Origin of the sequence: Lentzea fradiae (assembly GCF_900100955.1) — a bacterium.
Taxonomy (GTDB): Bacteria; Actinomycetota; Actinomycetes; order Mycobacteriales; family Pseudonocardiaceae; genus Lentzea; species Lentzea fradiae.
In genome coordinates, this window is the sequence record NZ_FNCC01000001.1 from 230,109 (window position 1) to 254,828 (window position 24,720).

General features: G+C 70.2%; 23 protein-coding genes. 18 read left to right on the forward strand and 5 right to left on the reverse strand.

Going from position 1 to position 24,720, the window contains the following annotated elements; genetic code table 11:
- Positions 1–136 precede the first annotated feature (136 nt).
- The 15 genes from BLT23_RS01030 (at position 137) to BLT23_RS01100 (ending at position 15,941) form a co-directional block, all read left to right on the forward strand.
- The gene (locus BLT23_RS01030) at positions 137–1,747 is read left to right on the forward strand and encodes an ABC transporter substrate-binding protein (RefSeq protein ID WP_176946535.1); all 1,611 of its coding nucleotides are present in this window, start codon (positions 137–139) and stop codon (positions 1,745–1,747) included.
- A gap of 1 nt (position 1,748) precedes the next feature.
- The gene (locus BLT23_RS01035; RefSeq protein WP_090044549.1) at positions 1,749–3,740 is read left to right on the forward strand and encodes an oxidoreductase; all 1,992 of its coding nucleotides are present in this window, start codon (positions 1,749–1,751) and stop codon (positions 3,738–3,740) included.
- A gap of 2 nt (positions 3,741–3,742) precedes the next feature.
- Entirely contained in the window at positions 3,743–4,129 is a 387-nt protein-coding gene (locus BLT23_RS01040; RefSeq protein ID WP_090044551.1) for a carboxymuconolactone decarboxylase family protein, read from the forward strand.
- 74 nt (positions 4,130–4,203) lie between these two features.
- Positions 4,204–4,932 carry a DUF2848 family protein gene (locus tag BLT23_RS01045; protein ID WP_176946536.1) on the forward strand — a complete coding sequence of 243 codons (729 nt, stop codon included), beginning with the start codon at positions 4,204–4,206 and terminating at the stop codon, positions 4,930–4,932.
- Positions 4,933–4,964: 32 nt separating this feature from the next.
- Positions 4,965–5,714 carry a maleate cis-trans isomerase family protein gene (locus BLT23_RS01050; RefSeq protein ID WP_176946537.1) on the forward strand — a complete coding sequence of 250 codons (750 nt, stop codon included), beginning with the start codon at positions 4,965–4,967 and terminating at the stop codon, positions 5,712–5,714.
- Positions 5,714–6,436 (forward strand): SDR family NAD(P)-dependent oxidoreductase, encoded by a 723-nt coding sequence (locus BLT23_RS01055; protein ID WP_176946538.1) that lies wholly within the window; start codon positions 5,714–5,716, stop codon positions 6,434–6,436. The genes BLT23_RS01050 and BLT23_RS01055 overlap by 1 nt, the downstream gene beginning before the upstream one ends.
- Positions 6,433–7,491, forward strand: coding sequence for an ABC transporter permease (locus tag BLT23_RS01060; protein WP_090044557.1), 1,059 nt, complete (start codon positions 6,433–6,435; stop codon positions 7,489–7,491). Before BLT23_RS01055 ends, BLT23_RS01060 begins: the two co-directional genes overlap by 4 nt.
- A complete protein-coding gene (locus BLT23_RS01065; protein WP_090044559.1) occupies positions 7,484–8,344 on the forward strand; it encodes an ABC transporter permease in 861 nt (286 codons plus the stop codon). Before BLT23_RS01060 ends, BLT23_RS01065 begins: the two co-directional genes overlap by 8 nt.
- Entirely contained in the window at positions 8,344–9,162 is an 819-nt protein-coding gene (locus BLT23_RS01070) for an ABC transporter ATP-binding protein (protein WP_090044561.1), read from the forward strand. Before BLT23_RS01065 ends, BLT23_RS01070 begins: the two co-directional genes overlap by 1 nt.
- 7 nt (positions 9,163–9,169) lie before the next feature.
- Positions 9,170–10,147 (forward strand): ABC transporter ATP-binding protein, encoded by a 978-nt coding sequence (locus tag BLT23_RS01075; protein WP_090044562.1) that lies wholly within the window; start codon positions 9,170–9,172, stop codon positions 10,145–10,147.
- Entirely contained in the window at positions 10,144–10,965 is an 822-nt protein-coding gene (locus BLT23_RS01080) for an alpha/beta fold hydrolase (protein ID WP_090044564.1), read from the forward strand. The genes BLT23_RS01075 and BLT23_RS01080 overlap by 4 nt, the downstream gene beginning before the upstream one ends.
- Positions 10,962–12,182 (forward strand): CaiB/BaiF CoA transferase family protein, encoded by a 1,221-nt coding sequence (locus BLT23_RS01085; RefSeq protein WP_090044565.1) that lies wholly within the window; start codon positions 10,962–10,964, stop codon positions 12,180–12,182. The genes BLT23_RS01080 and BLT23_RS01085 overlap by 4 nt, the downstream gene beginning before the upstream one ends.
- Positions 12,179–13,033: a cyclase family protein gene (locus BLT23_RS01090; RefSeq protein WP_090044567.1), complete on the forward strand. Its 855-nt coding sequence runs from the start codon at positions 12,179–12,181 to the stop codon at positions 13,031–13,033. Before BLT23_RS01085 ends, BLT23_RS01090 begins: the two co-directional genes overlap by 4 nt.
- On the forward strand, positions 13,030–14,466 hold the full coding sequence (locus tag BLT23_RS01095) for an MmgE/PrpD family protein (RefSeq protein ID WP_090044568.1): 1,437 nt from the start codon (positions 13,030–13,032) through the stop codon (positions 14,464–14,466). Before BLT23_RS01090 ends, BLT23_RS01095 begins: the two co-directional genes overlap by 4 nt.
- Positions 14,463–15,941, forward strand: coding sequence for a dihydroorotase (locus BLT23_RS01100; RefSeq protein ID WP_090044570.1), 1,479 nt, complete (start codon positions 14,463–14,465; stop codon positions 15,939–15,941). Before BLT23_RS01095 ends, BLT23_RS01100 begins: the two co-directional genes overlap by 4 nt.
- 161 nt (positions 15,942–16,102) lie before the next feature.
- Here the strand turns inward: BLT23_RS01100 and BLT23_RS01105 are convergent, their stop codons facing one another.
- A complete protein-coding gene (locus BLT23_RS01105; RefSeq protein WP_090044572.1) occupies positions 16,103–17,074 on the reverse strand; it encodes an AraC family transcriptional regulator in 972 nt (323 codons plus the stop codon).
- 101 nt (positions 17,075–17,175) lie between these two features.
- Between BLT23_RS01105 and BLT23_RS01110 the strand changes: the two genes are divergently transcribed.
- Entirely contained in the window at positions 17,176–17,568 is a 393-nt protein-coding gene (locus BLT23_RS01110) for a pyridoxamine 5'-phosphate oxidase family protein (RefSeq protein WP_090044574.1), read from the forward strand.
- Here BLT23_RS01110 and BLT23_RS01115 read toward each other — a convergent pair.
- Together BLT23_RS01115 and BLT23_RS01120 are read right to left on the reverse strand one after the other, a co-directional pair.
- On the reverse strand, positions 17,550–18,188 hold the full coding sequence (locus tag BLT23_RS01115; RefSeq protein WP_090044576.1) for a DsbA family oxidoreductase: 639 nt from the start codon (positions 18,186–18,188) through the stop codon (positions 17,550–17,552). The two genes, BLT23_RS01110 and BLT23_RS01115, sit on opposite strands and share 19 nt — an antisense overlap.
- A 34-nt stretch (positions 18,189–18,222) precedes the next feature.
- A complete protein-coding gene (locus BLT23_RS01120; protein ID WP_090044578.1) occupies positions 18,223–19,461 on the reverse strand; it encodes a lipase family protein in 1,239 nt (412 codons plus the stop codon).
- A gap of 129 nt (positions 19,462–19,590) precedes the next feature.
- Between BLT23_RS01120 and BLT23_RS01125 the strand changes: the two genes are divergently transcribed.
- Positions 19,591–20,445 (forward strand): helix-turn-helix transcriptional regulator, encoded by an 855-nt coding sequence (locus BLT23_RS01125; RefSeq protein WP_090044580.1) that lies wholly within the window; start codon positions 19,591–19,593, stop codon positions 20,443–20,445.
- Here BLT23_RS01125 and BLT23_RS01130 read toward each other — a convergent pair.
- The gene (locus tag BLT23_RS01130) at positions 20,434–21,891 is read right to left on the reverse strand and encodes an MFS transporter (RefSeq protein ID WP_090044581.1); all 1,458 of its coding nucleotides are present in this window, start codon (positions 21,889–21,891) and stop codon (positions 20,434–20,436) included. The two genes, BLT23_RS01125 and BLT23_RS01130, sit on opposite strands and share 12 nt — an antisense overlap.
- Positions 21,892–21,951: 60 nt before the next feature.
- The gene (locus tag BLT23_RS01135) at positions 21,952–22,848 is read right to left on the reverse strand and encodes an ABC transporter substrate-binding protein (RefSeq protein WP_090044583.1); all 897 of its coding nucleotides are present in this window, start codon (positions 22,846–22,848) and stop codon (positions 21,952–21,954) included.
- Between the two features lie 197 nt (positions 22,849–23,045).
- Here BLT23_RS01135 and BLT23_RS01140 point away from each other — a divergent pair, with 197 nt between their 5' ends.
- Positions 23,046–24,674, forward strand: a complete 1,629-nt coding sequence (locus BLT23_RS01140; protein WP_090044585.1) for an ABC transporter substrate-binding protein — start codon at positions 23,046–23,048, stop codon at positions 24,672–24,674.
- The last annotated feature ends 46 nt before the right edge of the window (positions 24,675–24,720 follow it).

A 24,720-nucleotide genomic window follows, 5' to 3' on the forward strand; every position in this document is an offset into this window, starting at 1 on the left:
TTGACAGTGAGTGATGCCGTTCTTGAGAGTGGGACAGCAGCGTAGCTCGTTCCCGATGACCGGAACAAGGTGAGGTTTGATGACGCGGAGATCACTTGCCCGAGCGGTTCGGACCGGCTCTGCCAGACGGAAGGCTGTGCGCCCCGTGGCCCTCGTGGCCGCCGTGGCGCTCACGGTCTCCGCGTGTGGCGGCGGCGGTGCGGCGCAGGACGACAACGCCCCCAAGGCGGGCGCGACGTTCACCTACGCGATGACCGGCCTGCCCACGAGCCTCGACCCCGCCGACTACCAGGGCGACCCCTCCCGCAACATCGGTTTCGAGCTCGGCAGCTCGCTCTTCCGCTGGGGCACCGAGGACCTGGACCAGCAGGGCTGCACCACCCTGGCCAACGTCAACCAGCTCAAGGGCGACCTGGCCGAGTCCTTCGAGCGCAGCGAGGACGGCAAGACCGTCAAGGTGAAGCTGCGCGAGGCGAAGAGCGCCGCCGGCAACACGCTCACGTCGAACGACGTCAAGTGGACGATCGACCGGCTGATCCAGCTGAAGGTGGGTACGCCCAACACCCTGATGCAGGACGTGGCCGACTGGGCCGCGGACCCGATCAAGGTCGTGGACGACCGCAACTTCGAGATCCTGATGGACAACCCGTCCGCGATGGACATCGCGATCACGACGTGGGCCCAGTTCCGCATCCTGGACAGCACCGAGATCAAGAAGCACGTCACCGCGGAAGACCCGTGGGGCAAGGCGTACGTCTCGAAGAACGCCTCGACCTTCGGTCCGTGGACGCACCAAGCCGAGGACTTCGTCTCGGGTGACCGCCTCACGCTCAGCAAGAACCCGAACTACACGGGCGAGCGCGGTGACGTCGAGAAGGTCGTCTTCATCGGTGTCTCCGACGCCGCGAGCCGCGCCCAGCTGCTGTCCACCGGCAACGCCTCCTACGCCGCGGGCCTGCAGTACGAGCAGTACGCGCAGCTGCGCGACAACCCGGAGATCGACGTGCAGACCTGCTCGTCGGCCGACCGCATCCCGCTGGTGCTCAACGCCAAGGACCCGGTGCTGGGCAAGGACGACGTCCGCAAGGCGATCTCGCTCGCGATCGACCGGAAGTCCATCGTGGACGCCGTCTACCGCGGCTTCAACCAGCCGTCCGAGGCCACGGTCAGCAACGCCTACGGTCTCGACCTGCCGAACGCCGCCAAGTACGAGTACAACGCGGACGAGGCGAAGAAGCTCCTGGCCGCCGCCGGAGTGTCCTCTCTGGACATCACGCTGCACATCAGCCCGGCGCGTCCCGGCCCCGAGGCCGAGCAGATCGCCATCCTGCTGCAGAACCAGCTGGGCAAGGTCGGCATCAACGTGAAGATCCAGACGCTGGCCAGCGCCACCGAGATCAACACGGTCTTCCACGACGGCAACTTCCAGGCGCTGCTGTACCTGGAGCCCCCGGCCGTGGCCGACCCGTACTACTCGCTGTTCCTCTACAACTCCTCGAAGAGCAAGCTCAACACCTTCGGCTACGTCAACGCCGAGCTCGACGAGGTCATCACCAAGGTCGGGACGACGAGCCCCGGCAGCGAGCGCGACACGCTCGTGAAGAAGGCAGGCGAGCTGCTCGCCGACCACCCCGGCTTCATCTACCTCGTCGACCGCCAGTTCGTCCACGCCGTCCGCAAGGGACTGACGAACTACCAGCACGCCCCGAACGGCGAGATGTTCGTTTACACGCTCAAGCAGGGTTGATATGACTGACTACCCGAACCTGTTCAGCCCGATGCGGATCGGCCCGAAGACGGCCAAGAACCGCGTCTGGATGACAGCGCACAGCACCCAGCTGGTGAAGGACCACAACTTCAGCGACGAGCACGTGCACTACTACGCGGAGCGTGCTCGCGGTGGAGTCGGCGTCATCACCATGGAAGCGATGGCGGTCCACCCCACCACACAGCCGTACAAGGGCAAGATCTTCGCTTTCCAGGAAGCGGTGGTGAAGAACTACCGCAAGCTGGCCGAAGCGGTGCACGAGCACGGCTGCCTGCTCCTCGCGCAGCCGTGGCACCGCGGCCGGGAGACCAACGGCACGACCAACAGGTTGCCGGTCTGGGCGCCGTCCTCGGTGCCCTGCACGGTCTACCGCGAGATGCCGCACGTGCTCACCGAGCCCGAGATCGGCGAACTGGTCGAGGGCTACCGGCTCGCGGCGAAGTACGCCTACGAGGGCGGCCTCGACGGCGTCGAGGTCCACGGCCTGGCGCACGGTTACCTGCTCGGCCAGTTCCTCTCACCGGCGACCAACCACCGCACCGACGCCTACGGCGGCAGCTTCGAGAAGCGGCTCAAGATCGTCCTGGACATCATCGACAAGACCCGTGAGGAGGTGGGCCCCGACCGCATCGTCGGTGTCCGCATCAACGGGACCGACGGTGGCGTCCCGGGCGGTCTGACCAACGCCGACTGGACCGAGATCGCCCAGGCGCTCGTGGCCACCGGCAAGATCGACTACGTGTCCGTCACGGCGGGCACGTACATCGAGCGCATGAACATCTACGGCGCGACGCCCCAGCCGGCCGGTTTCCAGCTGCAGGACACCGCCAACATCAAGCGCGCGCTGCCGGACCACATCCCGGTCGTCGCCGTCGGGCGGCTGAACACCCCCGAGCTCGCGGAAGCGGTGCTCACCAGGGGCGACGCCGACATGATCGGCATGACCAGGACCCTGATCGCCGACCCCGAGTGGCCGAACAAGGCCCAGCGCGGTGACGCGACGCAGATCCGGCCGTGCGTCGGCGCCAACTGGTGCCTCGCGTCGATCGTCAACTCGCCGCTGGCGTGCATCCACAACCCCGCTGTCGCACGGGAGACGGTGCTCGGCATCGGCACGCTGAAGCAGGCGCCGCAGAGCAAGCGGGTCGCCGTCGTCGGTGGCGGCCCCGGTGGTCTGCGGGCCGCGCTGACCGCCTCCCAGCGTGGCCACTCCGTCACGCTGTTCGAGCAGAACAGCGAGCTGGGCGGCCAGGTCGCGCTGATGGCGCAGTCGGCGAGCTACGCCGAGTGGCAGGGCATCACCGACTGGCTGATCTCGCAGATCGGCCTGACCCAGGTCGAGGTGAAGCTCGGGCACCGGGCGGAGGCCGACGACCTCAGCGGCTTCGACGAGGTCATCATCGCCACCGGTTCCACCCCGCTCAAGCACGGCTGGAGCTCGCTGCGCCCCGCGTCGTGGGGCGACGGCACCATCGTGCCGGGCGTCGACCAGTGGAACGTCTACTCGATCAACGAGGTGCTGGCGGGCAAGGCCGAGGTCGGCCCGAACGTCTTCGTCTTCGACGACACGGGTGCGAGGCAGCCGGTCGTCGTGGCCGAGCACCTCGCCGACCGCCGGCACAACGTCACGATCGTGACGCGGCTGCCGCAGGTCTCCCCGGACCTGGAGGCCAGCCGCGACCTCCAGGCCACGTACCGCCGCATCCGCGGCAAGGGAGTCCGGTTCATCACCGACCACGAGCTGGTGTCGGTGGTCGAGGACTCGGTGACGCTCGCCGACGTCTGGACCGGTGAGTCCACTGTGCACAGCGACGTGGACGCGGTGGTGCTCAGCACGGGGAACAAGGCGGAGGACGCCCTGTTCCACGCACTGCAAGGCGTTGTGCCCGTTCGCGCGATCGGCGACAGCGTGTCGCCCCGCCGGGTGTTCAACGCGATCTGGGAAGGCGAACTCGCCGGAAGGGAAGTCTGAGAATGACCACCACGGAGAACCCGAGGGTCGAGTCGGAGGCGCTCGCCGCCGCCAGGGCCCGGCGCGGCTACGTGCTCCCGGTGCACGAGCTGCTGGACGAGGTCGCTCCGGAGATCCTCGCCCGCTACGACGCGCTGACGGCGGAGCTGCTGTTCGCCGACGAGCCGCGAGCGCTCGACCTCAAGACGCGCTACCTCGTGCTGGTCGGCGTCGCGACCGCCGCGAAGGGCGACCCGGACGGGATCGTCCACTTCGGCAAGCGCGCCCTCAAGAACGGCGCGAGCCGTCGTGAGGTCCTGGAGGCCATCGCCCTGTCCGGCCTGCCCGCCGGCATGCCGACCATCGAGGCGGCCACCGAGGTGCTCGACCGTCTGTTCGACGGAAGCTGATGTCACGCCGTCCCGCGCGGCACCGCGCGGGACGGCACTTCTTCTTGGTACTACTGCGAAACGAGGAACAGCGGGTGACCACCTTCACGCTCGATGTCTTCAGTGCGGGCGCGGGGCCGCAGAGGCTGATCACGACTCCGCAACGCCTCTACAACCTGGGTTCGGCCACGGTCGACCCGAACGCGGCGGTCGCGCACCAGCGCGAGGTCGCCGACGTGGGTGTGCGGATCGCGTTCGACGTCCCTGCTCCCCGCATCTACCCGATGTCGGTGAACTCCGTGACCACCGACGAGTGGATCGGCGTGCACAGTGAGACGACCTCGGGCGAGGTCGAGCTGGTGATCGTCGTCCACGAGGGCGAGGTCTTCCTCGGCGTCGGGTCCGACCACACCGACCGCGCCCTGGAGAAGCACAGCATCATCTGGGCCAAGCAGTACTGCCCGAGCGTGCTCGGCCGCCGCGTGTGGCGGTGGAGCGAGATCGCGCCGCGGTGGGAGGACCTGGTCCTGGAGTCCACCGTGGACGGTGAGCTGTACCAGAGCTGCGCGGCGTCGGTCTTCCTCGACCCGGACAAGATCCTCGGCATCCTCGCCGAACGGGTGGAGTCGCTGCCCTCGTCGTACCTCGTCTACTGCGGCACGTACACGAGCATCGACTGCACCATCAAGTACGGCACCAGGTGGACCGGCACCCTGCGCGACCAGAACACCGGCGAGAGCATCGACCTCGCTTACGAGACGGTCGACCTGCTCTCCGAGCTCCGTCCCGGGTTCCGCGTGCCGCTCGTGAACGGCGGCAAGTGATGTACGGGCGCAGAGCACGTGTCGGTGTAGTGGTGCCCTCCACGAACACGACGGTCGAACCCGAGTTCGCGGCGTTCCTGCCGCCCGACGTGGCGGTGTTCTCCACCCGCGTCGCGGTGGCGGAGGTCGCCACGGAGGAGGAGAAGGTCGCGAGCCTGCTGGCGATGCACAGCCAGCTCGACCGCGCGGTGGCCGAACTGGCGTCCGCGGGCGTGTCCGCCATCGCCTACGCCTGCACGTCCGGCAGCTTCCTCGGCGGCCGCGACTCCGACCAGGCGACGTGCGACCGGCTGACCCGCACCTACGGCGTGCCCATCGTGACGACGAGCAGCGCGCTCGTCACCGCACTGTCCACGTTGGACGTGAAGAAGGTCGCGCTGGCGACGCCGTACGTCCGGCCGGTCGCCGAAGGTGCCGTCACGTACCTGGGCCAGGCGGGCTTCTCCGTCACGGCCCGCAACGACCTGGAGATCCTGTCCAACCTGGACAAGGGCAGGCTGGAACCCGCGGCGAGCTTCGTCGCGGCCACGGACCTCGACGTCTCCGACGCGGACGCCGTGGCGATCAGCTGCACCAACTGGCGCACGCTCGAGTCGCTCGTCGCCATCGAGCGCGAGACCGGCAAGCCCGCGGTGAGCAGCAACCTCGCCACGCTGTGGGCGCTGCTGCGGCTCGCGGGCATCGACGAGCCGCTGAGCCCGTCCGTGCGGCTGAGCGGCCTGCCACTGCCCGACAGCGCCCGCGCCGAATGGCACGGCGAGCTCGCGGAAGGGGGCGAGTGATGACCGAGCTGCAACGACAGCCCGTCGCCCTCGTCACCGGTGCGGCCGGCGGCATCGGCACCGCGCTGTGCGACGACCTGGCCGCCCACGGCTACGTCGTCGTCGCGGCGGACCTCGGTGGCGCGGCACCGGCGAGCGCCAAGCACGCCGTCGAGCTCGACCTGCGCTCCGGCGACTCCTGCCGCGCGGCCGTCGCCGCCGCCGTGGAGCAGGCCGGAACCGTGGACCTGCTGGTGAACAACGCGGGCATCAACGCCAGGGGCGCGACCGAGACCATGCCGGAAGAGGTGTGGCACGACGTCGTCGAGATCAACCTCAACGGCACGTTCCGCATGTGCCAGGCCGCGTACCCCGCGCTCGCCAAGGCCGGTGGCAACGTCGTCAACATGGCCTCGACCGGTGGCCTGGTCGCCATCGCCGGCTCGGCGATGTACGGCGTCACCAAGGCCGCGGTCATCCAGCTGACCAAGATCCTGTCGCTGGAGTGGGCGGGCGCGCGCATCCGCGTGAACGCCGTGGCGCCGACCATCGTGCCGAGCGCGATGACGGCGGACGTCCTGGACAACGAGAAGTACATGACCGCGAAGCTCGCGTCGATCCCGCTGGGACGCGTGGTGCTGCCGGAGGAGGTCGCGGCCGCCGTGCGCTGGCTCGCCTCCCCGGACGCGGCCATGGTCACCGGTCACACCGTGTGCGTCGACGGAGGGGTGAGTGTGCTGTGACAACGGCAGAAGCCGCGCAGGTCGCGGTCAAGGAGAAGCGGCGACGCCCCGTCCTGCGCTACGTGCTCAAGCGCGTCGCCATCGTGCCGATCTCCCTGTTCATCCTCGGCAGCGTGTCGTTCTTCCTGGTGTTCCTCATCCCGGGAGACCCCGCGATCACGATCCTCGGCGACTTCGCCACCAAGGAGCAGATCGCGCACGTCAACAGCCAGCTGGGGCTCGACAAGCCGTTGATGGAGCGGTACTTCTCGTTCTGGGCCAACCTGCTGCAGGGTGACCTCGGCACGTCGTTCTTCACCAACGAGCCGATCCTGCACGAGCTCGGGAAGTTCCTCCCCAACACGATCGAGCTGGTGTTCTTCGCGCTGATCTTCGCGATCACGCTCGGCATGACGATCGGCGTCATCGGCGCCTACTTCGCGCGCCGCATGCCCGACCGCCTGATGAGCGGCATCACCTCGGTGCTGCAGTCCGTGCCGGACTTCTTCCTCGCCCTGGTCGGCATCTACGTCTTCTTCTTCCTGCTCGGCTGGGCGCCCGCGCCCATCGGCCGGCTGCCGATCACGTCGGGCTCCGCGGACGGCACGCCGTTCCTGATCTTCAACAGCCTGTTCACCGGCAACTGGGACAGGCTCGGCGAGGCCGTGAGCCACGCGGCGCTCCCGGTGATGTCGCTGGGTCTCGTCTACGCCTCGTACTTCGCGAAGACGGCCCGCGGCAGCATGGGCACCGCGCTCACCACGCCGCAGGTCGAGTTCGCCCGTGCCTGCGGTCTGCGGGAACGCACCGTCGTCTACTACGCGTTCGCCGCGTCCCGCACCACGGTCATCACCTACATCGCGATCCTCTTCGGCTCGCTGCTCGGTGGCGCCGCGATCGTCGAGCGCGTCTTCAACTGGCGCGGCATGGGCCAGTGGGCGCTGGACGGCGTGCTGAAGGTCGACGTGCCCATCATCCAGGGCTTCGTGGTCACGGCCGGTCTTCTCACGCTGACCCTGTTCCTGCTGTTGGACCTCGTGGTCCTCTTCCTTGACCCGAGGGTGAGCTATGAGTGACACGACCTTCGCGCAGCCGTCCGCGCTGTCCCAGGTGTTCACCAAGACCGTGAACTACGTCCGGGCCAGCCCCGGCATCGTGGTCGGCGGCGGCATGCTGGCACTGATGCTGCTGGCGTCGTTCCTGGCGCCGCTGCCGTACGACCCGATGACCCCCGACCCCACCGCCGTGCTCAAGGCTCCGTCCGGGGAGTACATCTTCGGCACGGACGCCAACGGGTTCGACGTCTTCTCCCGCGTGATCGCGGCCGGCCGCAGCGACCTGCCGCTCGCGCTGATGGGAACGCTCGCCTCGCTCGTGATCGGTCTGCTGATCGGTCTTCCGCTGAGCGTGAAGAGCAAGTGGAGCGAGGGCTTCATGCGCGCCCTCGACGCCTTCCAGTCGTTCCCGCTGATCGTGCTGTCGGTGACGATCGTGTCGCTGACCGGCAACGACATCCAGAACATCCTGTACGCCATCGTCATCATCAACGGTCCCCGGTTCATCCGGCTGATCCGCGGTGAGGCGCTGTCGATCCGCGACGGCCGGTTCATCGAGGCCGCCATCGCGACAGGTGCACGGCCGAGGCGCGTGGTGTTCCGCCACATCATGCCGAACGTCGTGGACGTCTGCCTGGTCCAGTGCTCGCTCACCACGGCCAACGCCGTGATCGTGATCGCGGCGCTGAACTTCCTCGGCATCGGCGTCTCGCCGCCCACCCCGACGTGGGGCTCGATGGTGCAGGTGGGCGCCCAGGCGATCTCCACTGGTCAGTGGTGGATCGCGATCTGGCCCGGTGTGGCGATCTTCATCGCCATCGCCAGCCTCAACATGCTGGCCAACGGCATCCAGCGACAGGTGGAGGGAAGCTGATGCTCCGCGTGACAGGACTCACCTCCCAGTTCCGCGGCCGCGCGGGCGTGGTCAGGGCGATCGACGACGTGACGTTCGAGGTGCCCGCGGGAGAGGCCGTCGGCATCGTCGGCGAGACCGGTTCCGGCAAGTCCGTGACCATCCGGTCGGTCCTCGGGCTGCTGCCCTCCTACGGCAAGGTCGTGGGCGGCAGCGCCGAGTTCGAGGGCACCGACCTGGTCAAGCTGCACCGCAACCGCTTGCGGGAGATCAGGGGAGCGCGCATCGGCTTCGTCGCGCAGAACCCGTTCGGCTCGCTGAACCCGGTGCTGTCCATCGAGAAGCAGTTCCGCAACGTCATGCGGGCGCACCGCAAGATCAGCCGCACCGACCTGCGCGACCTCGCGATCGAGCGGCTGGAGTCGGTGCAGGTGCGGGGACCGGAGCGGGTGCTGCGCGGCTTCGCGCACGAGCTGTCCGGCGGCATGGCGCAGCGCGTCGTCATCGCGCTCGCGATGCTGCACGACCCGTCGCTGGTGATCGCGGACGAGCCCACCACGGCGCTCGACGTGACCGTGCAGCGGCAGATCCTGGACCTGATCGACACGCAGGTGAAGCAGGGCGGGCGGTCGTTGCTGCTCGTCACGCACGACCTCGGTGTCGTCGCCCAGTACTGCCACCGGGTGGTGGTCATGAAGTCCGGCAAGGTCGTCGAGACCGGGCTCGTCGCCGACGTGTTCACCAACCCCTCGCACGACTACACCAGGCAGCTGCTCGCCGCGGTGCCGCCCGCCCCGTGGGCGCAGGCCGTGCCGAGCCTGTCCGGCCAGGAGGTGTGAACCGCCCATGAGCATCATGGAACTGCACGACGTGAACCAGGTGTTCCGGCGTGGTGGCAAGGAGGTCTACGCCGTCAACGGGGTGTCGTTGTCGGTGGAGAAGGGCGAGACCGTCGCGGTCATCGGCGAGAGCGGGTCGGGCAAGTCGACGCTCGGCCGCATCGCGCTCGGCCTCATCACCCCCACCTCCGGCGAGGTCGTCTTCGACGGCACGAACCTGGGAGCGTTGTCCAAGAAGGACATGCGGGCCATGCGGTCGCGGCTGCAGGTCGTGTTCCAGGAGCCGTACGAGTCGCTGAACCCGCGCATCAAGGTCGGCAACATCATCGCCGAGCCGCTGCTCATCCACCGCCCCGAGCTCTCCCGCGCCCAGCGGATGGAGAAGGTGGTGGAGATCCTGGAGCGCGTCGGCCTCACCGCCGAGCACGCGGACCGGTTGCCCCGCAACCTCTCCGGTGGCCAGCAGCAGCGCATCGGCATCGCGCGGGCGATCATCACCGAGCCCGAGCTGGTGGTGCTCGACGAGCCGACGTCGTCGCTGGACGTGTCGGTGCGGGCCCGCGTGCTCGATCTGCTGCGGGACCTCCAGCGGGAGCGGGACATCTCGTACGTCTTCATCTCCCACGACCTGGCGACCGTCGGGCTGATCAGCGACCGCGTCGCCGTGATGTACCTCGGCAAGGTCGTGGAGCAGGGCCCGACGCAGGAGGTGCTGACCAACCCGCGGCACCCGTACACCAAGGCGCTGCTGTCGGCGACGCTCAGCACGGTCGTCGGGCAGAAGCGGGAGCACGTGCCGCTGCGCGGCGAGATCCCGAACCCGTCGAAGGCGCCCACCAAGTGCGTCCTCAGTGGACGGTGCCCGATCGAGGTCCCCGAGTGCTCGTCCTGGCCGGTGAGCCTGCTGCCGGTGGACGAGCGCCACGACGTGGCGTGCCTGCTGACGGAGGCCAGGGAGCCGGCGGAGCTGGGCGGGCCGTTGTGAGTGGTGGGTACGTCCGCACGTCCTGGGGATCGGTCCACGTCCTCACCTCGCGCAGGGCACCACTGGCCACCCAGCTCGCGACGGGGCTGCCCGCACTGGTGATGCTGCACCAGAGCCCGTTGTCGGCCCGCCGGTACCGCGAGGTCCTCGACGGCCTCTCCGAGTTCTGCGTGCCCATCGCGGTGGACACGCCGGGCTACGGCGAGTCCGACGCCCCGCCGCAGGGCTGGACGATCGACGACTACGCCGACGTGGCGTGGGCCGTCGCCGACGCCATCGGGGCCCGCAAGCCGTGGCTGTTCGGCCGCGCGACGGGTGCGGCGTTCGCGCTGCACGCGGCGGCACGGCGGCCCGGTGTCGCGGAAGGCGTGATCCTGCACGGGGTTCCCGTCTACACGGAGGCCGAACGCGCCGACCGGCTGGCGTCGTTCGCCCCGCCGTGGAAGGCGGTGCCGGACGGGTCCCACCTGAGCTGGATCTGGGACCGCGTGCGGGGCGAGTACCCGTGGGCACCGCCGGAGCTCGTCACCGAGCTGGTGCGCGACTACCTGCACGCGGGACCGGACTTCGCCTCCTCGTACCGCGCGATCTGGCGGCACGACCTGCGCGACTCGGTGCAGGCCGCGGGAGAGGTCGCGCTGCTGCTCGCGGGCAGCGAGGACCGGATCAGGCACATGCATCCGCGAGCAGTCGAGCTGATCAGGCACCGCAGGGCGCTCGAAGTGCCCGGTGCCACCGACTTCCTCGCCGAACAGGACCCGGACACGTTCTGCCGGGTCCTGCGCGAGGTCATCGAACCGAGGGGAGCCATGCCATGAGCGAGACGTCATCCGCTCTCAGCGATGGCCCGCTGACCGGGGTGAGGGTCGTGGACGCCTCCACGATCCTGGCCGGTCCGCTGTGTTGTCAGGTGCTGGGGGACTACGGCGCCGAGGTGGTCAAGATCGAGCACCCGCGCCGCGGCGACGGGATGCGCGGCCACGGCCCGTCCAAGGACGGGGAGCCGTTGTGGTGGAAGGAGATCTCCCGCAACAAGCGGCTCGTCGCCGCCGACCTCTCGCAGGCCGAGGGCGCGGAGCTGCTGCTGCGGCTGGCCGAGACCGCCGACGTGCTGGTGGAGAACTTCCGGCCGGGCACGATGGAACGCTGGGGCCTCGGGCCCGAAGACCTGTGGAAGCGCAACCCCGGCCTGATCGTGGTGCGCGTCACCGGGTTCGGGCAGACCGGGCCGTACGCCTCGCGCGCCGGCTTCGGCACGCTCGCCGAGGCGATGAGCGGCTTCGCCCACCTCACCGGTGAGCCGTCCGGGCCGCCCACGCTGCCCGCGTTCGGCCTCGCCGACTCGATGTGCGGCATCGCCGCCGTCGGCGCGACCATGATGGCGCTGTGGGAGCGGGACACGAAGACCCCCGGCGTCGGCCAGGTCGTCGACATGAACCTGCTGACGCCGCTCATGACGGCCGTCGGACCGGGACCCACGGTGTACGACCAGCTCGGCGTCGTCGGCCAGCGGCACGGCAACCGCTCGGTGAACAACGCGCCGCGCAACACCTACCGCACCAGTGACGGCTCCTGGGTGGCGATCTCGACCAGCGCGCAGAGCATCGCCGAACGAGTGATGCGGCTCGTCGGCCACCCCGAGGTGATCGACGAACCGTGGTTCGCGACCGGTGGTGAGCGCGCGAAGCACGCGGACCTGCTCGACGACTACGTGGGCTCGTGGATCGGGCAGCGCACCCGTGCCGAGGTGATCGAGGAGTTCACCGCGGCGGGCGCGGCCATCGCGCCGATCTACGACGCCGCGGACATCGTCGCCGACGAGCACGTCCAGGCGACGCAGATGTTGCGCAAGGTCGCCGACGAGAAGCTCGGCGACGTGCTGATGCACAACGTGATGTGGGGAATGTCCAGGACTCCTGGACGGATCAGGCGAACGGGCGGCGACCTCGGTGCGGACACCGACCCCGTGCTCAAGGAGCTCGGGTACGAGGCGGCGGAGATCGAACGGATGCGCGAGCGGGGTGTGATCGCATGACTGTCAACGAGGCGACCAGGGTGAGCACGGCGACGTGGCTCGACTCGGCGCTGGGTTCGGGGGTCAGGGTCTTCGACCTCGGCCGGCCGTTGTACCGCGGCATGCCGCAGTCGCCGAACCACCCTCCCTACTGGCACACGCTTCCGCGCAGACACGGCGACATGGTGAGAGCCGACGGCGGTTCCGCCGCGGCCGACCACATCTCCCTGGGGACGCACGTCGGCACGCACATCGACGCGTTCTCCCACGTGTCGCACAACGGACTGATGCTCGGCGGCGTCTCGGCTGCCGACGCGCAGCGCGGCGGCACGATGAGCTCGCTCGGCGCGGAGACCATCAAGCCGATGTTCCACCGCGGCGTCCTGCTGGACGTGCCGCGCGCTCTCGGGCTGGAGGAGTGCGAGCCCGGCTACGAGATCACGCCGGACGACCTGTCCCGCACCGCGGAGTCGCAGGGCGTCGAGGTGCGCCAGGGCGACGTGGTGCTGATCCGCAGCGGCTGGGGAAAGAACTTCGACAAGGGCAACGAGGTCTACACGGGCCACGACAGCGGTGTTCCCGGTGTCGGCGAGGCCGGTGCCTACTGGCTGGCCGGGCACGGCGTGCACGCGGCGGGCGCGGACACCATCGCGTTCGAACGCCTCGCCCCCGGCGCGGGCCACAGCCTGCTGCCCGCGCACCGCGTGCTGCTGGTGGAGACCGGCATCCACATCATCGAGACGATGGACCTGGAGGAGCTGGCCTCCGCCGGGGCGCACCAGTTCCTGTTCGTCCTGTCGCCGCTGAAGCTCGTCGGCGCCACGGGTTCGCCCGTCCGCCCGCTCGCGGTGGTGCCGGAGGTGACCCCGTGACCGAACTGACGCTGAGCCAGACCGTCGCCCGGTTCGCGGTCAAGACCGCGGCGGGGGAGCTGCCCGAGGACGTGCGCGCCAGCGTGCGGCACCGCGTCCTCGACGTGCTGGGACTGTGCCTCGGTGGCCGCGCCCTCGACACCAGCACCGCCGCGCTCGCCTTCGTGGCCGAGCAGGGCAGTGCGGGACGGGCGCACGTCATCGGTGACACCACACCGGTTCCGGCCGCGCAGGCCGCTTTCGCGAACGGCGTGCTGGCGCACTCGCTCGACTACGACGACACGCACCTGCCGTCCGTGCTGCACCCCAGCGCGAGCATCGTCCCGGCCGCGCTCGCCGCCGCGCAGGACAACGGCGCGAGCGGAGACCTGCTGCTCGCGGCGATCGCCGCCGGGCTGGAGGTCTGCGTCCGCGTCGGCATGGCGGGCTACGACCCCGAGAGCGGCAACTCCGTGTTCTTCGAGCACGGCCAGCACGCCACGTCGATCTGCGGCGCGGTCGGCAGCGCCGTCGCGGCGGCGTTGCTGGGTGGCGCGGACGAGCAGGAGGTGGCGCACGCGATCGGCATCGTGGCGTCGCTGTCGTCCGGCATCATCGAGGCCAACCGCACCGGCGGCACCGTCAAGCGCCTGCACTGCGGCTGGGCCGCGCAGGCCGGTGTGTCCGCCGCCCGGCTGGTGCGCCACGGCTTCACCGGCCCGCCGACGGTGTTCGAGGGCAGGTTCGGCTTCTTCCAGGCGTTCCTGCACGGCGAGTACCGGCCGGAGGCCATCACGGACGGGCTGGGCACCGACTGGGAGGTGCCGCGCATCTTCTTCAAGCCCTACCCGGCCAACCACTTCACGCACACCATCGTCGACGCGGCGGCCGAGCTGCGCCGGCAGGGCCTCGCGCCGCAGGACGTGGCGTCGCTGGAGATCGGCGTGCCCGCGCCGGTCGTGCGGACCGTGGGTGACCCGATCGAGAAGAAGCGGACGCCCAGCACCCCGTACGAGGCCCAGTTCAGCGGCCCGTACGCCGCGGTGGTCGGGCTGTTCGGGGGCGGCGGCCTGGGCGCGGCGCTCGGCGACTACGCGCCGGAGCACCTCACCGACCCCGCCCGCCAGGAGCTGATGCGCCGCACCACCGTCGTCGCCGACGACGAGTGCACGGCGATCTTCCCCCACCAGTTCCCCGCCGTGGTCAGGGCGACGTCCGCGGACGGTCGCCAGTGGACCGCCAAGGCGCTGGTCAACCGCGGCGGCGTCGACAACCCGCTGACCGACGACGAGATCGCCCGCAAGTTCACCGACCTCGCGGGGCCGGTCCTGGGCGAGGCCGCCGCACGGGACGTGGTCGAGGCGGTCGCGGGCCTCGGCACCACGACCGAGGTCGACGACCTGCTGCGACTGACCGCGCCCCGCACGAACGAGAGCACCGAGGAGACGAGATGACCGGCTACGACCTGGTTCTGCACAACATCGACCTGGTGCTGCCCGGCACCGACGACCCGGTCCGCACCGCGATCGCCGTGAAGGACGGCAAGGTCGCGGCGATCGGGCCGGAGCTCGCGACCGCCGAGGCCACCGAGGTGGTCGACGGTGGCGGCAAGCTCGCGTTCCCCGGTGTCGTGGACGCCCACCAGCACTGGGGCATCTACCACGAGCTCGGCGTCGACGCGGAGTCCGAGAGCCGCGCCTGCGCCCAGGGCGGCGTCACGACGGCGCTCAACTACATGCGCACCGGCCAGTACTACCTCAACCGGGGTGGGCGCTACGACTCGTTCTTCCCGGAGGTCCTGGAGACCGTCTCCGGCCGCGCGTGGGTCGACTACGGCTTCCACCTCGCGCCGATGATGAGCGAGCACATCGACGAGATCCCGGACCTGATCAGCAAGTTCGGCGTGCCGTCGTTCAAGGTGTTCATGTTCTACGGCTCGCACGGCCTGCACGGGAAGTCGAGCGACCAGAGCGACTTCCTGATGATCCCCGAGGGCGAGCGGTACGACTACGCGCACTTCGAGTTCGTCATGCGCGGCATCGAGGCGGCCCGCAAGAAGTTCCCGGAGCTCGCCTCGGAGATCTCGCTGTCGCTGCACTGCGAGACGGCCGAGATCATGACGGCCTACACCGAGCGCGTCGAGAAGGAGGGCAAGCTCACCGGCCTGGAGGCGTACTCCGCCTCGCGTCCGCCGCACTCGGAGGGCCTCGCGATCACGATCGCGTCCTACCTGGCGCACGAGACCGGCCTGGCCAACATCAACCTGCTGCACCTGACCTCCCGCAAGGCGCTCGACGCCGCGATGAGGATGTCGGAGGCGTTCCCGCACATCGACTTCCGCCGCGAGGTCACGATCGGCCACCTGCTCGCGGACTACACGACCGCGAGCGGCATCGGCGGCAAGGTCAACCCGCCGCTGCGCGAGCGCGCCGACGTGGACGCGCTGTGGGAGAGCGTCGCGGACGGCACCGTCGACTGGGTCGTGAGCGACCACGCGTGCTGCAAGGACGAGCGCAAGTTCGGCGAGGGCGACAAGCGCGACGACGTGTTCGCCGCCAAGTCCGGCTTCGGCGGCACCGAGTACCTGCTCGCCGGCCTGGTGAGCGAGGGCCGCCGCCGGGGCGTGCCGCTGGGCAGGCTCGCCGAGCTGGTGACGAACGCCCCCGCCCGCCGCTACGGCCTGCGCAACAAGGGCAACCTGGAGGTCGGCTTCGACGCCGACATCGCGCTGGTGGACCCGGACCACACCTGGGTGGTGCGCGCGGAGGACTCCGAGTCGAGCCAGGAGTACACGCCGTTCGAGGGACAGGAGCTGACCGTCAAGGTCACCGACACGTTCCTGCGCGGCACGCGCGTCCTGCAGGACGGCAAGATCGTGGGTGAGCCGGCGGGGCAGTACCAGTCCCGGCCGGTCGGCGTGACGGCCTGACCGGACGACAGACAGGCCGGACGGGGTGGCGTCATCGCCGCCGTCACCCCGCCCGGCCCTCCACACCGGAGTGGATAGTGCGAGTCGTCAGGCGGATAGTGCCGGGCGCGTCCCCGCGGGTTCACTGAGGTCGTGGATCTTGACGGGTGTGGGTACCGCGGTCAGCTGCCGGCGCACGGGACCGGCCGATGACCCCTGCTGCGCCAGAGGGTCCGCGAGGGCGGCTCGCCGAACCGCTCCCGGTACGCGCCCGCGAACCGTCCCAGGTGGACGAACCCCCACGACAGCGCGGCGTCGGTCACGGTCTGGCCGGGAGCACCCGCCGAGAGCACGTCGTGCACCCGGTCCAGCCGGACGTTGCGCAGGTACGTCGCCGGAGCGACACCCGCGTGCCGCCGGAACCCGGCCTGCAGCGCCCTGACCGACACCGAGACCGCCGCGGCGAGACTCGTGGTCGTCCACGGTTCGTCCGGCCGTTCCTCCAGCAGCTCGACGGCCCTGCGCACCGGTCCCGGCGGGATGTGGTGCTGCCGCTGCACCTCGTCGCGCAGGTCGTGGCGGAGGCTGAGCAGCAGGCCGTCCAGCAGCAGCTGCTCCAGCGTGCTCGCCGCGAGCGGGTGGCGGCGCAGCAGTCCCGGCCCCTCGAACTCCTGCAGGAACGGCGCGAGAACGCTCAGCAGGCCGCGCTGCGGCACCGTCTCGAACCTGATCCGGTCCACCTGGCGCCCGAGCAGCGCCGAGAGCCGCCGTTCCAGGGGCTGCCGGTCCACCATGAGGCACACCTGCGCGCACCCGGCGTCCCAGACGATCGAGGCGGGCTCACCCGGCAGGTACGGCACCATCTCCCCGGCCTCGGCGTCCACGACCCGGCGGCCGAACATCGACCGCGACCGTCCCGTCACCAGGAGGTCGAAGTGGTAGGCGGTCAGGTCGTGCGTCAGCATGTCGACGGTCTGTCCGTAGGCGAGGTATCCGGCCGTGACCGAGCCCAGCCGCACGGCGTTCAGCCGCATGTCGAGCGGTTTTCCCGAGTCCGGTGTGATCCGGTGGGGGAGGAAGACGCGGCTGACCGCGTCCTCGGCCTCGTCGACCCTCGTCGTGCGCGCCAGCCGGTGCCTCGCCAGTCGTTCCACGGTTCTGAGGATGCCGAACCGGCGTGGACCTCGCCGTACCCCGGAAGCCTGAACTCCGCGAACCGGATCGGCCTACGGGCGTCTCAGCCGGAGGACCGTGCGTGACGTCCGCGCGTGAACTGACCAACGGCGAGTGCTGGGACGTGCTGGGCCGCGTCGGCATCGGCCGGTTGCTGCACACCTCCGGCGGCCTGCCGGTGGCGCCGCTCGTGCCGTTCGTGATGCGCAACAAGGTGATCATGGCGTCCCTGGACGGGGACACGGCGGCGAAGGTGGTGCCGGCGGGCGCGGAGTTCGTCGCGTTCCAGGCCGACGACCTCTCGGCCGGTGGGCGTTCGTGCCACTCGGTGACGGTCTACGGCCGGGCACGGGTCGTGTCGAGCCGCCGCCGGGCGTGCGCCGAGATGGCCGGACTGCCCCGCTACGACGGGCGCGCCGTGTACGTCTGCGTCGCGCCCGTCCAGCTGAACGGTTCTTACGTGGACTTCGGCTGAGCGTCCCACGCCTGCCGCAGCGCGCTGGTCAGCAGTTCCACCGACTGCGCGCCGGAGACGGCGTGGGTACGTCCGAGCAGGAAGAACGGGACGCCGCTGATCCCGATCTCGCGGGCCAGCCGCTGGTCCGCGCGAACGTCCTCCGCGAACCTGTGCGGGTCGGCGAGCGCGGCCCGTGCCTCCTCGCCGTCCAGCCCGCCCTTCACGGCCAGGTCGACGAGGTCGCCCGTCGTGAACAACGACCGGGCCTCGGCGAAGTTGGCGTGGAAGGCGGCCGTGGTCAGCTCGTCGCGCAGGCCGTGCTCACCGGCCAGGTGCAGCAGGCGGTGCACGTCGAAGGTGTTGCCGACGACGCGGTCCCGCCGGTACCCGAGACCTTCCGCCTCGGCGAGCTCGGCGACCCCGGCGTCCATCCCGGCCGCCTGCGGCCCGAACTTCGCGGTCAGCATCTCCGTCACCGGCACGACGTCGTCCGCGGCACGTCCCGGGTCGAGCTCGAACGAGCGGTGCACCACCTCGACCTCGTCGCGGTGCTCGAAGCCCGCCAGCGCCTTGTCGAAGCGCGCTTTCCCGATGTAGCACCACGGGCAGACGACGTCGGCCCAGATCTCGACCTGCATGCCGGAAACATACCCGTGGACGTACCTGTGCGGCTCAGTGCGCGAACCGGTGTGTGAGGAAGGCGACCGCGTCCGCGACCCCGACGGTCTGGGCGGAACTGTGGCCCTGTCCCGCGTGCTCGGTCAGCACGACGTCGGCACCGCGTGCGCGGTACTGCGCCGCCAGTTCCCGTGCCGCCGACACGGGCAGCAGCTCGTCCTCCGTGCCGTGGTACATCAGCACGGGCGCGGCCGGTGTGCCGCCGAAGCCGACCGGGCTGAGCCGGTGCAGCAGGTCGCGGAACGGGCCCGAGGTGAGCGAGCCCGGCCACGCCTCGAACTCCCCGACCGCCGCGAAGTGCGGTCCGCCGAGGATGGGGGCACCGGCGCAGCCGTGCGCGTACCTGTCGGCGAGGGCGCGCCCGTGCTCGTTGACGTACCGGTCGGCGCCGGCTCGGGGGACGGCGTTGCGCACCGCCGCGACCGCGAACGGGATCCAGCCGGAGAACGCCTGTCCGCTGACGCTCGCGAGGGCCGCGTTCAGGTCGGCGGCCACACCGCCCAGGACCACGGCGCTGATGTCCAGCTCGGGGGCGAAGAGGGACTGCTTCTGCGCCGCGGAGGCCGTGGCGAGACCGCCGCCCGAGTAGCCCCACATCCCCACGGGGGCGTCGCGGTGCACACGGGCCGGGGCGAACGACCGTGCCGCGCGGATGCCGTCGAGCACGCCGTGAGCGGCGGCGTCCGCGCCGAGGAACTGCGAGCGGGGACCCTCGTAGTCCGGCACCATCACCGCCCAGCCGCGTCCGACCGCGTCCGCGACCTGCCCCCGGTCGAACCGGGCCTGACCCTCGGAGGCAGGGTCGTCGGTCTTCGAGCCCGCGCGCAGCAGGTACGACGGGGCGCAGAAGGTCGCGAGGCCGTCCTCGGGCGTCTGGTACGACAGCAGCGGCCGTTCACCGGGACCGGTCCAGCGTGCCGTGGGCACCAGCAGCGTGCCGACGGTGGCGGTGGCCTTCCCGGCGTTGTCGCGGGTCTTGTAGAGCAGCTGCCACACCTGTGCGGGTGCGGGGATCGCCAGCTCGTGCGCGGGTAGACGCCGCCAGCGCAGCACGGTGCCGTCGCGTTTGGCGTCCACATGCGACGGAACGTCGTAGAACGGGTCGTCGTCGGGAAGCACGACCGAGGGCGGTGAGGGGGTGGCGGTGGCGGCCGGAACCGTCGTCACGAGTGCCGCGACGGCGAACGCCACCGCGGCCGCGGGCCGGGCGGACTTCCGCAAGCGGGTGAGCATCGCGCTCCTTCGTCCTGGGTGGATCGGTCACCCCGAACGTAGGAAGGTTCTCGCGCGGCTCGGTCGTACCGCTTTCCCTGGGAACTCCAGTCCTACCCTGCGCGGAAGCGGCGCTGCGAGACTGGGCGCATGGCCGCCAAACACCTGCACGCACGGGAACTCGGCATCTTCCTGCGCGCCCGGCGCAGCCGGCTGCGCCCCCAGGACGTGGGACTGGAACCCGGCGGCCGGCGCAAGGTGCCCGGTCTGCGCCGTGAGGAGCTGGCCCTGCTGGCCGGGCTGAGCACCGACTACTACCAGCGCATGGAGCAGGGCAGGGAGGTGCGGCCCTCGGACGACCTGCTCGGCGCGCTCGCGTCGGCGCTGAACCTCGACGACCAGGAGCGCCGCCACCTGTTCGCGCTCGCCGACGCGGTCCGCCGCGGAGCGCCCCGGCCGCCCGCCGACGAGCAGGTGCCCGCGAGCACCCGGCACCTGCTGCGGACGATGTCCACCCCGGCGTTCGTGCTGAGCCGCCACCTCGACGTGCTGGCGTGGAACGACCACGCGGAAGCCCTGCTGGGCAGCGCGGAGAACGTCCCACCGGCACAGCGGAACCTGTTGGTCTTGCTGTTCACGGACCCCGGCGCGCGTTCCCGGTGCGTGCACTGGGAGGGGTTCGCCACGCAGTACATCGGGATGTTGCGGGCCACCATCGCCGCCGACCCGTCACACCCGCGCGGCACCGCGATCGTCGGTGAGCTGAGCATCCGCAGCGCGGAGTTCCGGCGGCTCTGGGAGAAGTACGACGTGCACGCGCCCGTGCGCGGCACCAAGGTGTTCCGCCGCCCCGAGGTCGGGGAGATCACCCTCGACTGGGCGATCTACCCGCTTCCCGGCAGTCCCGGTCCGGTGCTGATGGTCTACACCGCCGAACCGGGTTCCGTGCACGCCGAACGCCTGCGGGTCCTCGCGGAGCTGCACAGGCTCCGATCATCGCGCTGACCGGAGGCGGCGGCGCAGGTCGACCACCACCACGGCGATGGCGGCGCACAGGAACACGCAGGCTCCCGTGGTGGCCAGGTCGAGCGCGTCGAGGTGCAGCGCCGCGGGTGCGTCGGTCAGGGTGAAACCGGCCCCGTACACCGTGGAGTAGTAGGCCATCGACGCCGTCGCCACACCGACGCTGTTGCTGATGCGTTGCCCGAGCTGGCCGATGGAGCTGGCCGCGCTGCCCTGGTCGCTCGGCACGTCCATGAGCGTCATGGAGTGGTTGGGGGACACCACGAGCCCGCCGCCGAGGCCCTGGACCAGTTGCAGCAGTGGAATGGCGAGCAGGATGGCCGCTGTGCCCAGGTCCGCGTGCAGCACCGCGACCGTGCCCGCCGTGCTCGTGAGCACGAGCAGCATCCCGGTCCCGGTCAGCACCCTGCCCAGCCGCACCACGTACCGGCCGCCCAGCCACGCGCCGAGCACGGACGTGGCGGAGGACGGCAGCAGCACCAGCCCCGCGAGGAACGGGGTGAGCCCGCGGGCCTCCTGGAGGTACAGGGTCAGCGCGAGCGCGATGCCCGGCCCGGCGGCGAACCACGTGAGCGAGACGAGCACGCCGTTGCGGAAGGACGGGATGCGCAACAGGTTCGGGTCGATCACGGCGGACCGCCCCGTCGCGACCCGGCTCCGGCTGCGCGCGACGAACAGACCGGCGAGCAGCACCGCCGGGACGAGGGCGAACCAGCGCAGTCCGGCGTCGCCCGGCCGTCCGGTGGTGAAGATGAACGGCGTCAGCAACCCGATCAGCGCGAGCCCGCCGAACACCAGGCCCAGCACGTCGATGTCGGGTCTGCGCGGCTCGCCCTGGTCGCGGCCGACCGCGGGCAGCAGGACGTGCGCGGCGACGAGGATCGCCACCGCCACCGGCAGGTTCATCACGAACACCCCGCGCCAGCCCAGAACCGGTGTGGTGACGAGCAGTCCGCCGACGCTCGGGCCGAGCGCGGTCGCGAGGCTGACGCACATGCCGTAGGTGCCGAACGCCTTCCCGCGTTCTCCCGGCGGGAAGAGCTGTTGCACGATGCCCATCATCTGCGGCATCAACATTCCCGCGGCGACACCGAGAAGCGCGCGTCCGACGACGACGAACTCCGCGGTCGGGGCGATGGCGCACAACACGCTCGCGGCCAGGTACAGCCACATGCCCGCGTACGTGAGGGTGAGCCGCCGCCCGGCGTCGCCGATGCGGCCCGCGGGCACCAGCGTGACGGCGAAGCAGAAGACGTAGGCGGCCTGGATCAGCTGGATCCCGGTGGGACCGGGGTGCAGGGCGCGCTCGATCGACGGGATCGCGATGGACACCTTGTGGATGTCCAGCAGGAGGAAACCCGCTGTGGTGCCGCACAACAGCAGTGCGGCCCCGCGGTTCACGGTGGCGGGCGCGGAGGTGGTCGTCATGGTGAGCTCACGCGGACGGCGGCGCGACCGGTGCCGCGCCGCCGTCCGGGTGTGGTGTCCTCACGCCTCCTGGAGGATCTTCGTCGTGTCGACGAGCTTGCCGAAGTCGTTGTCCGAGTCGATGAGACCCCAGCTCGCGACCCAGTCCAGCGTCCGGTTGAAGTGGTCCTCCGGGTACGGGCCGGGGTGGATGTAGCGCAGCCGGCCGAGGTTGAAGTCCTCCGGGTCCAGCTCCGCGACGGGCGCCGCCTGCTGGATGAAGTACTTGAGGTACGGGCGGACGTCCTCGTGGATCTTGTCGACACCGCGCGTGACGGCACGGTTGATCTTGCTGAACGTCTCGGCGTCCAGGTCGTCGTTGGCGATCTCCGCGCCGAAGTAGTGGCCCTCGGCGAGGACCTTGTAGCCCTGCTTCTCGGCGACGGTGATCCACGGCTCCATCACCGCGACGGCGTCGATGTCGCCGTCGCGCAGGGCCTCGAAGCGCTCCTTGCCCTTGATGCCCACCAGGTTGATGTCGTCGCGGCGGAGGAAGCCCTCCAGCAGCTGCAGCACGAGGTAGTGCGAGCCGTGGTGGAAGTTGACGCCGACCCGCACGCCGGCCAGGTCGCCGGGGACGTTGTAGGGGGAGTCGGGACGGACGATGATCGCCTGGCTGGCGACCGCGGCGCGGCGCGCCACGACCTTGCCGTTGACCTGGCTGTCCTGCGAGCGGCGCAGCTGGCCCCACTCGCACGCGTTGTAGAGCTGCGACGCGCCCGCCTCGAAGAGCTTGAAGCTGCTGAAGGACGACACCTTGCGCGGGTCCTCGATGAAGCGCAGGCCCGCCTCGTCCGCCGGACGCGAGCGGATGAGCTCGACGTCGAGCCCCTCGTCGGTGAAGTAGCCCTCTTCCTCCGCCACGTAGTAGGGGAGGTAGAAGATGGCGCTGGTCGCCTCGATCTTGATCTTGGACATTCGGGCCCCTTGGTGAGCGCATACTAGAAGTTCTACGACGAACGTGGCTCAACCGTAGGTTCAATACGGGCCGCGCGGTAGAAGTTTCACATAGCGAGACGCCATCTACTACGACCCCTATTGGCCTTACGGTCTAGCGCAAGTGCTGTCACTGGACGGCGCGCAAGGGGCTAGAGAGACGAGAGCGAGTCGCCGACATGGAGCGCCACCTGACCGACGCGTCCGGACGCGTCCGACCCACCAGACGCCTGCCCGCCGCGGTGATCCTCCTGGTGTCCGCGGGTCTGGCGCTGGCCGGCTGTGCCGCGAGCGCCGACGGCGGTGCGGGTTCCGGCCCGGACGCCACTCCCGTGAAGGGAGGTGTCCTGCACTACCGCGCGGCCGGTGGCGGCAAGTCGATCGACCCCGCCGCGGCCACCGGCTACGGCCTCACCGTCCCGCTGCGCGCACTCGTGGACTCCTTGGTGTTCAACAACCAGGACGGCTCGTTCGCCCCGTGGCTCGCCACGAAGTGGGAGGTCAACGACAACGCGACGCGGTACACCTTCACGCTGCGCGAGGACGTGACGTTCTCCAACGGCGAGAAGCTCGACGCGGCGGCGGTGAAGGCGAGCTACCAGGCACTGCGCGACAACGGCGCCAAGTACGCCGTGGCGAACCAGTGGATCGGCGCGCTCAAGGAGATCACCACCCCGAGCCCGTACACGGTCGTCTTCGACTTCTCCAAGCCGAACTCCTCGTTCCTGCAAGCGTCTTCCAGCTCCGTGCTCGGCATCGTCGCCCCGGCGACCTCCGCGCTGCCGTTCGAGAAGCGCCAGGAAGGCTTGGGCATCATCGGTTCCGGCGCGTTCGTCGCGGCGGAGAGCCGCGGCGAGGAGGGCTACACCCTCACCCGGCGCGAGGACTACAGGTGGCCGCCCGCCCCGGCGAAGAACCAAGGTCCCGCGCATCTCGACAAGATCGAGGTGCGCAACATCCAGGACAACAGCATCGCCGCGGCCGAGCTGCGCGCCGGTGGCCTGGACCTGTTGCACAACACCGAACCCGCTGACAAGACCGAGTTCGCGAGCAGCTCCGAGATCACCATCCGGCGCGACCCGCTGCCCGGCTCCGCGCTCGGGTTCGCGGCCAACCTGAAGGTGCCCGGCCTCGACGACGTGAAGGTGCGCCGCGCGTTGTCGCTCGCGATCGACCGCGACGCCGTGCTCAAGCGGGCCTCCGCCATCGACGTCGCGCCCAAGAGCGCTTACACGGCAAGCAACCCGTACGCACCGGACCAGTCCGACAAGATCAGGACCGACGTGGCCGAGGCGAAGAAGCTGCTCGACGAGGCCGGGTGGAAGCCGGGCGCGAACGGCGTGCGGGAGAAGAACGGCGACAAGCTCTCGTTCACGCTCGTCTACAGCCCGTCCACGATCTCGCACGAGCCGAACATCGCCGTCGTGCAGTCGCAGTGGAAGGACATCGGCGTCGAGCTGAAGTTCGGCAGCCTCACCCAGGCCGAGCTGAACCAGCGCGTGCTGTCCGGCAACTACTCCTTCACGTGGGGCTCCGGCACCCGTCCCGACGCCGACGTGCTGCGGTCCACCTACGGCGGCAAGGACCCCGAGCTGGACAGGATCTTCGACGAGATCCTGGCGCAGCCCGACTTCGAGGCCCGCAAGGCGCTCGCGGCCAAGGCGTCGGAGATCGTGCTGACCGAGGCGTACTACCTCCCGCTCTACGACTTCATCCAGCCGCTGGCGTACCGCAACAGCACCCACCTCCCGCTGTTCGAGGCCACGCACGTCCCGTGGCTCGGCGACGCGTGGGTCGACCAGCAGTAGGCCAGGACGGGACCGGTCCTCGCGGTCCCCGACGAGTTCGGAGCTC

Bases quoted from the DNA above. Each gene is read 5' to 3' on its own strand.
- BLT23_RS01035 (WP_090044549.1), top strand. From the start codon at position 1,749: ATGACTGACTACCCGAACCTGTTCAGCCCGATGCGGATCGGCCCGAAG.
- BLT23_RS01040 (WP_090044551.1), top strand. From the start codon at position 3,743: ATGACCACCACGGAGAACCCGAGGGTCGAGTCGGAGGCGCTCGCCGCC.
- BLT23_RS01055 (WP_176946538.1), top strand. From the start codon at position 5,714: ATGACCGAGCTGCAACGACAGCCCGTCGCCCTCGTCACCGGTGCGGCC.
- BLT23_RS01065 (WP_090044559.1), top strand. From the start codon at position 7,484: ATGAGTGACACGACCTTCGCGCAGCCGTCCGCGCTGTCCCAGGTGTTC.
- BLT23_RS01070 (WP_090044561.1), top strand. From the start codon at position 8,344: ATGCTCCGCGTGACAGGACTCACCTCCCAGTTCCGCGGCCGCGCGGGC.
- BLT23_RS01075 (WP_090044562.1), top strand. From the start codon at position 9,170: ATGAGCATCATGGAACTGCACGACGTGAACCAGGTGTTCCGGCGTGGT.
- BLT23_RS01085 (WP_090044565.1), top strand. From the start codon at position 10,962: ATGAGCGAGACGTCATCCGCTCTCAGCGATGGCCCGCTGACCGGGGTG.
- BLT23_RS01090 (WP_090044567.1), top strand. From the start codon at position 12,179: ATGACTGTCAACGAGGCGACCAGGGTGAGCACGGCGACGTGGCTCGAC.
- BLT23_RS01100 (WP_090044570.1), top strand. From the start codon at position 14,463: ATGACCGGCTACGACCTGGTTCTGCACAACATCGACCTGGTGCTGCCC.
- BLT23_RS01115 (WP_090044576.1), bottom strand. From the start codon at position 18,188: ATGCAGGTCGAGATCTGGGCCGACGTCGTCTGCCCGTGGTGCTACATC.
- BLT23_RS01120 (WP_090044578.1), bottom strand. From the start codon at position 19,461: ATGCTCACCCGCTTGCGGAAGTCCGCCCGGCCCGCGGCCGCGGTGGCG.
- BLT23_RS01125 (WP_090044580.1), top strand. From the start codon at position 19,591: ATGGCCGCCAAACACCTGCACGCACGGGAACTCGGCATCTTCCTGCGC.
- BLT23_RS01130 (WP_090044581.1), bottom strand. From the start codon at position 21,891: ATGACGACCACCTCCGCGCCCGCCACCGTGAACCGCGGGGCCGCACTG.
- BLT23_RS01135 (WP_090044583.1), bottom strand. From the start codon at position 22,848: ATGTCCAAGATCAAGATCGAGGCGACCAGCGCCATCTTCTACCTCCCC.
- BLT23_RS01140 (WP_090044585.1), top strand. From the start codon at position 23,046: ATGGAGCGCCACCTGACCGACGCGTCCGGACGCGTCCGACCCACCAGA.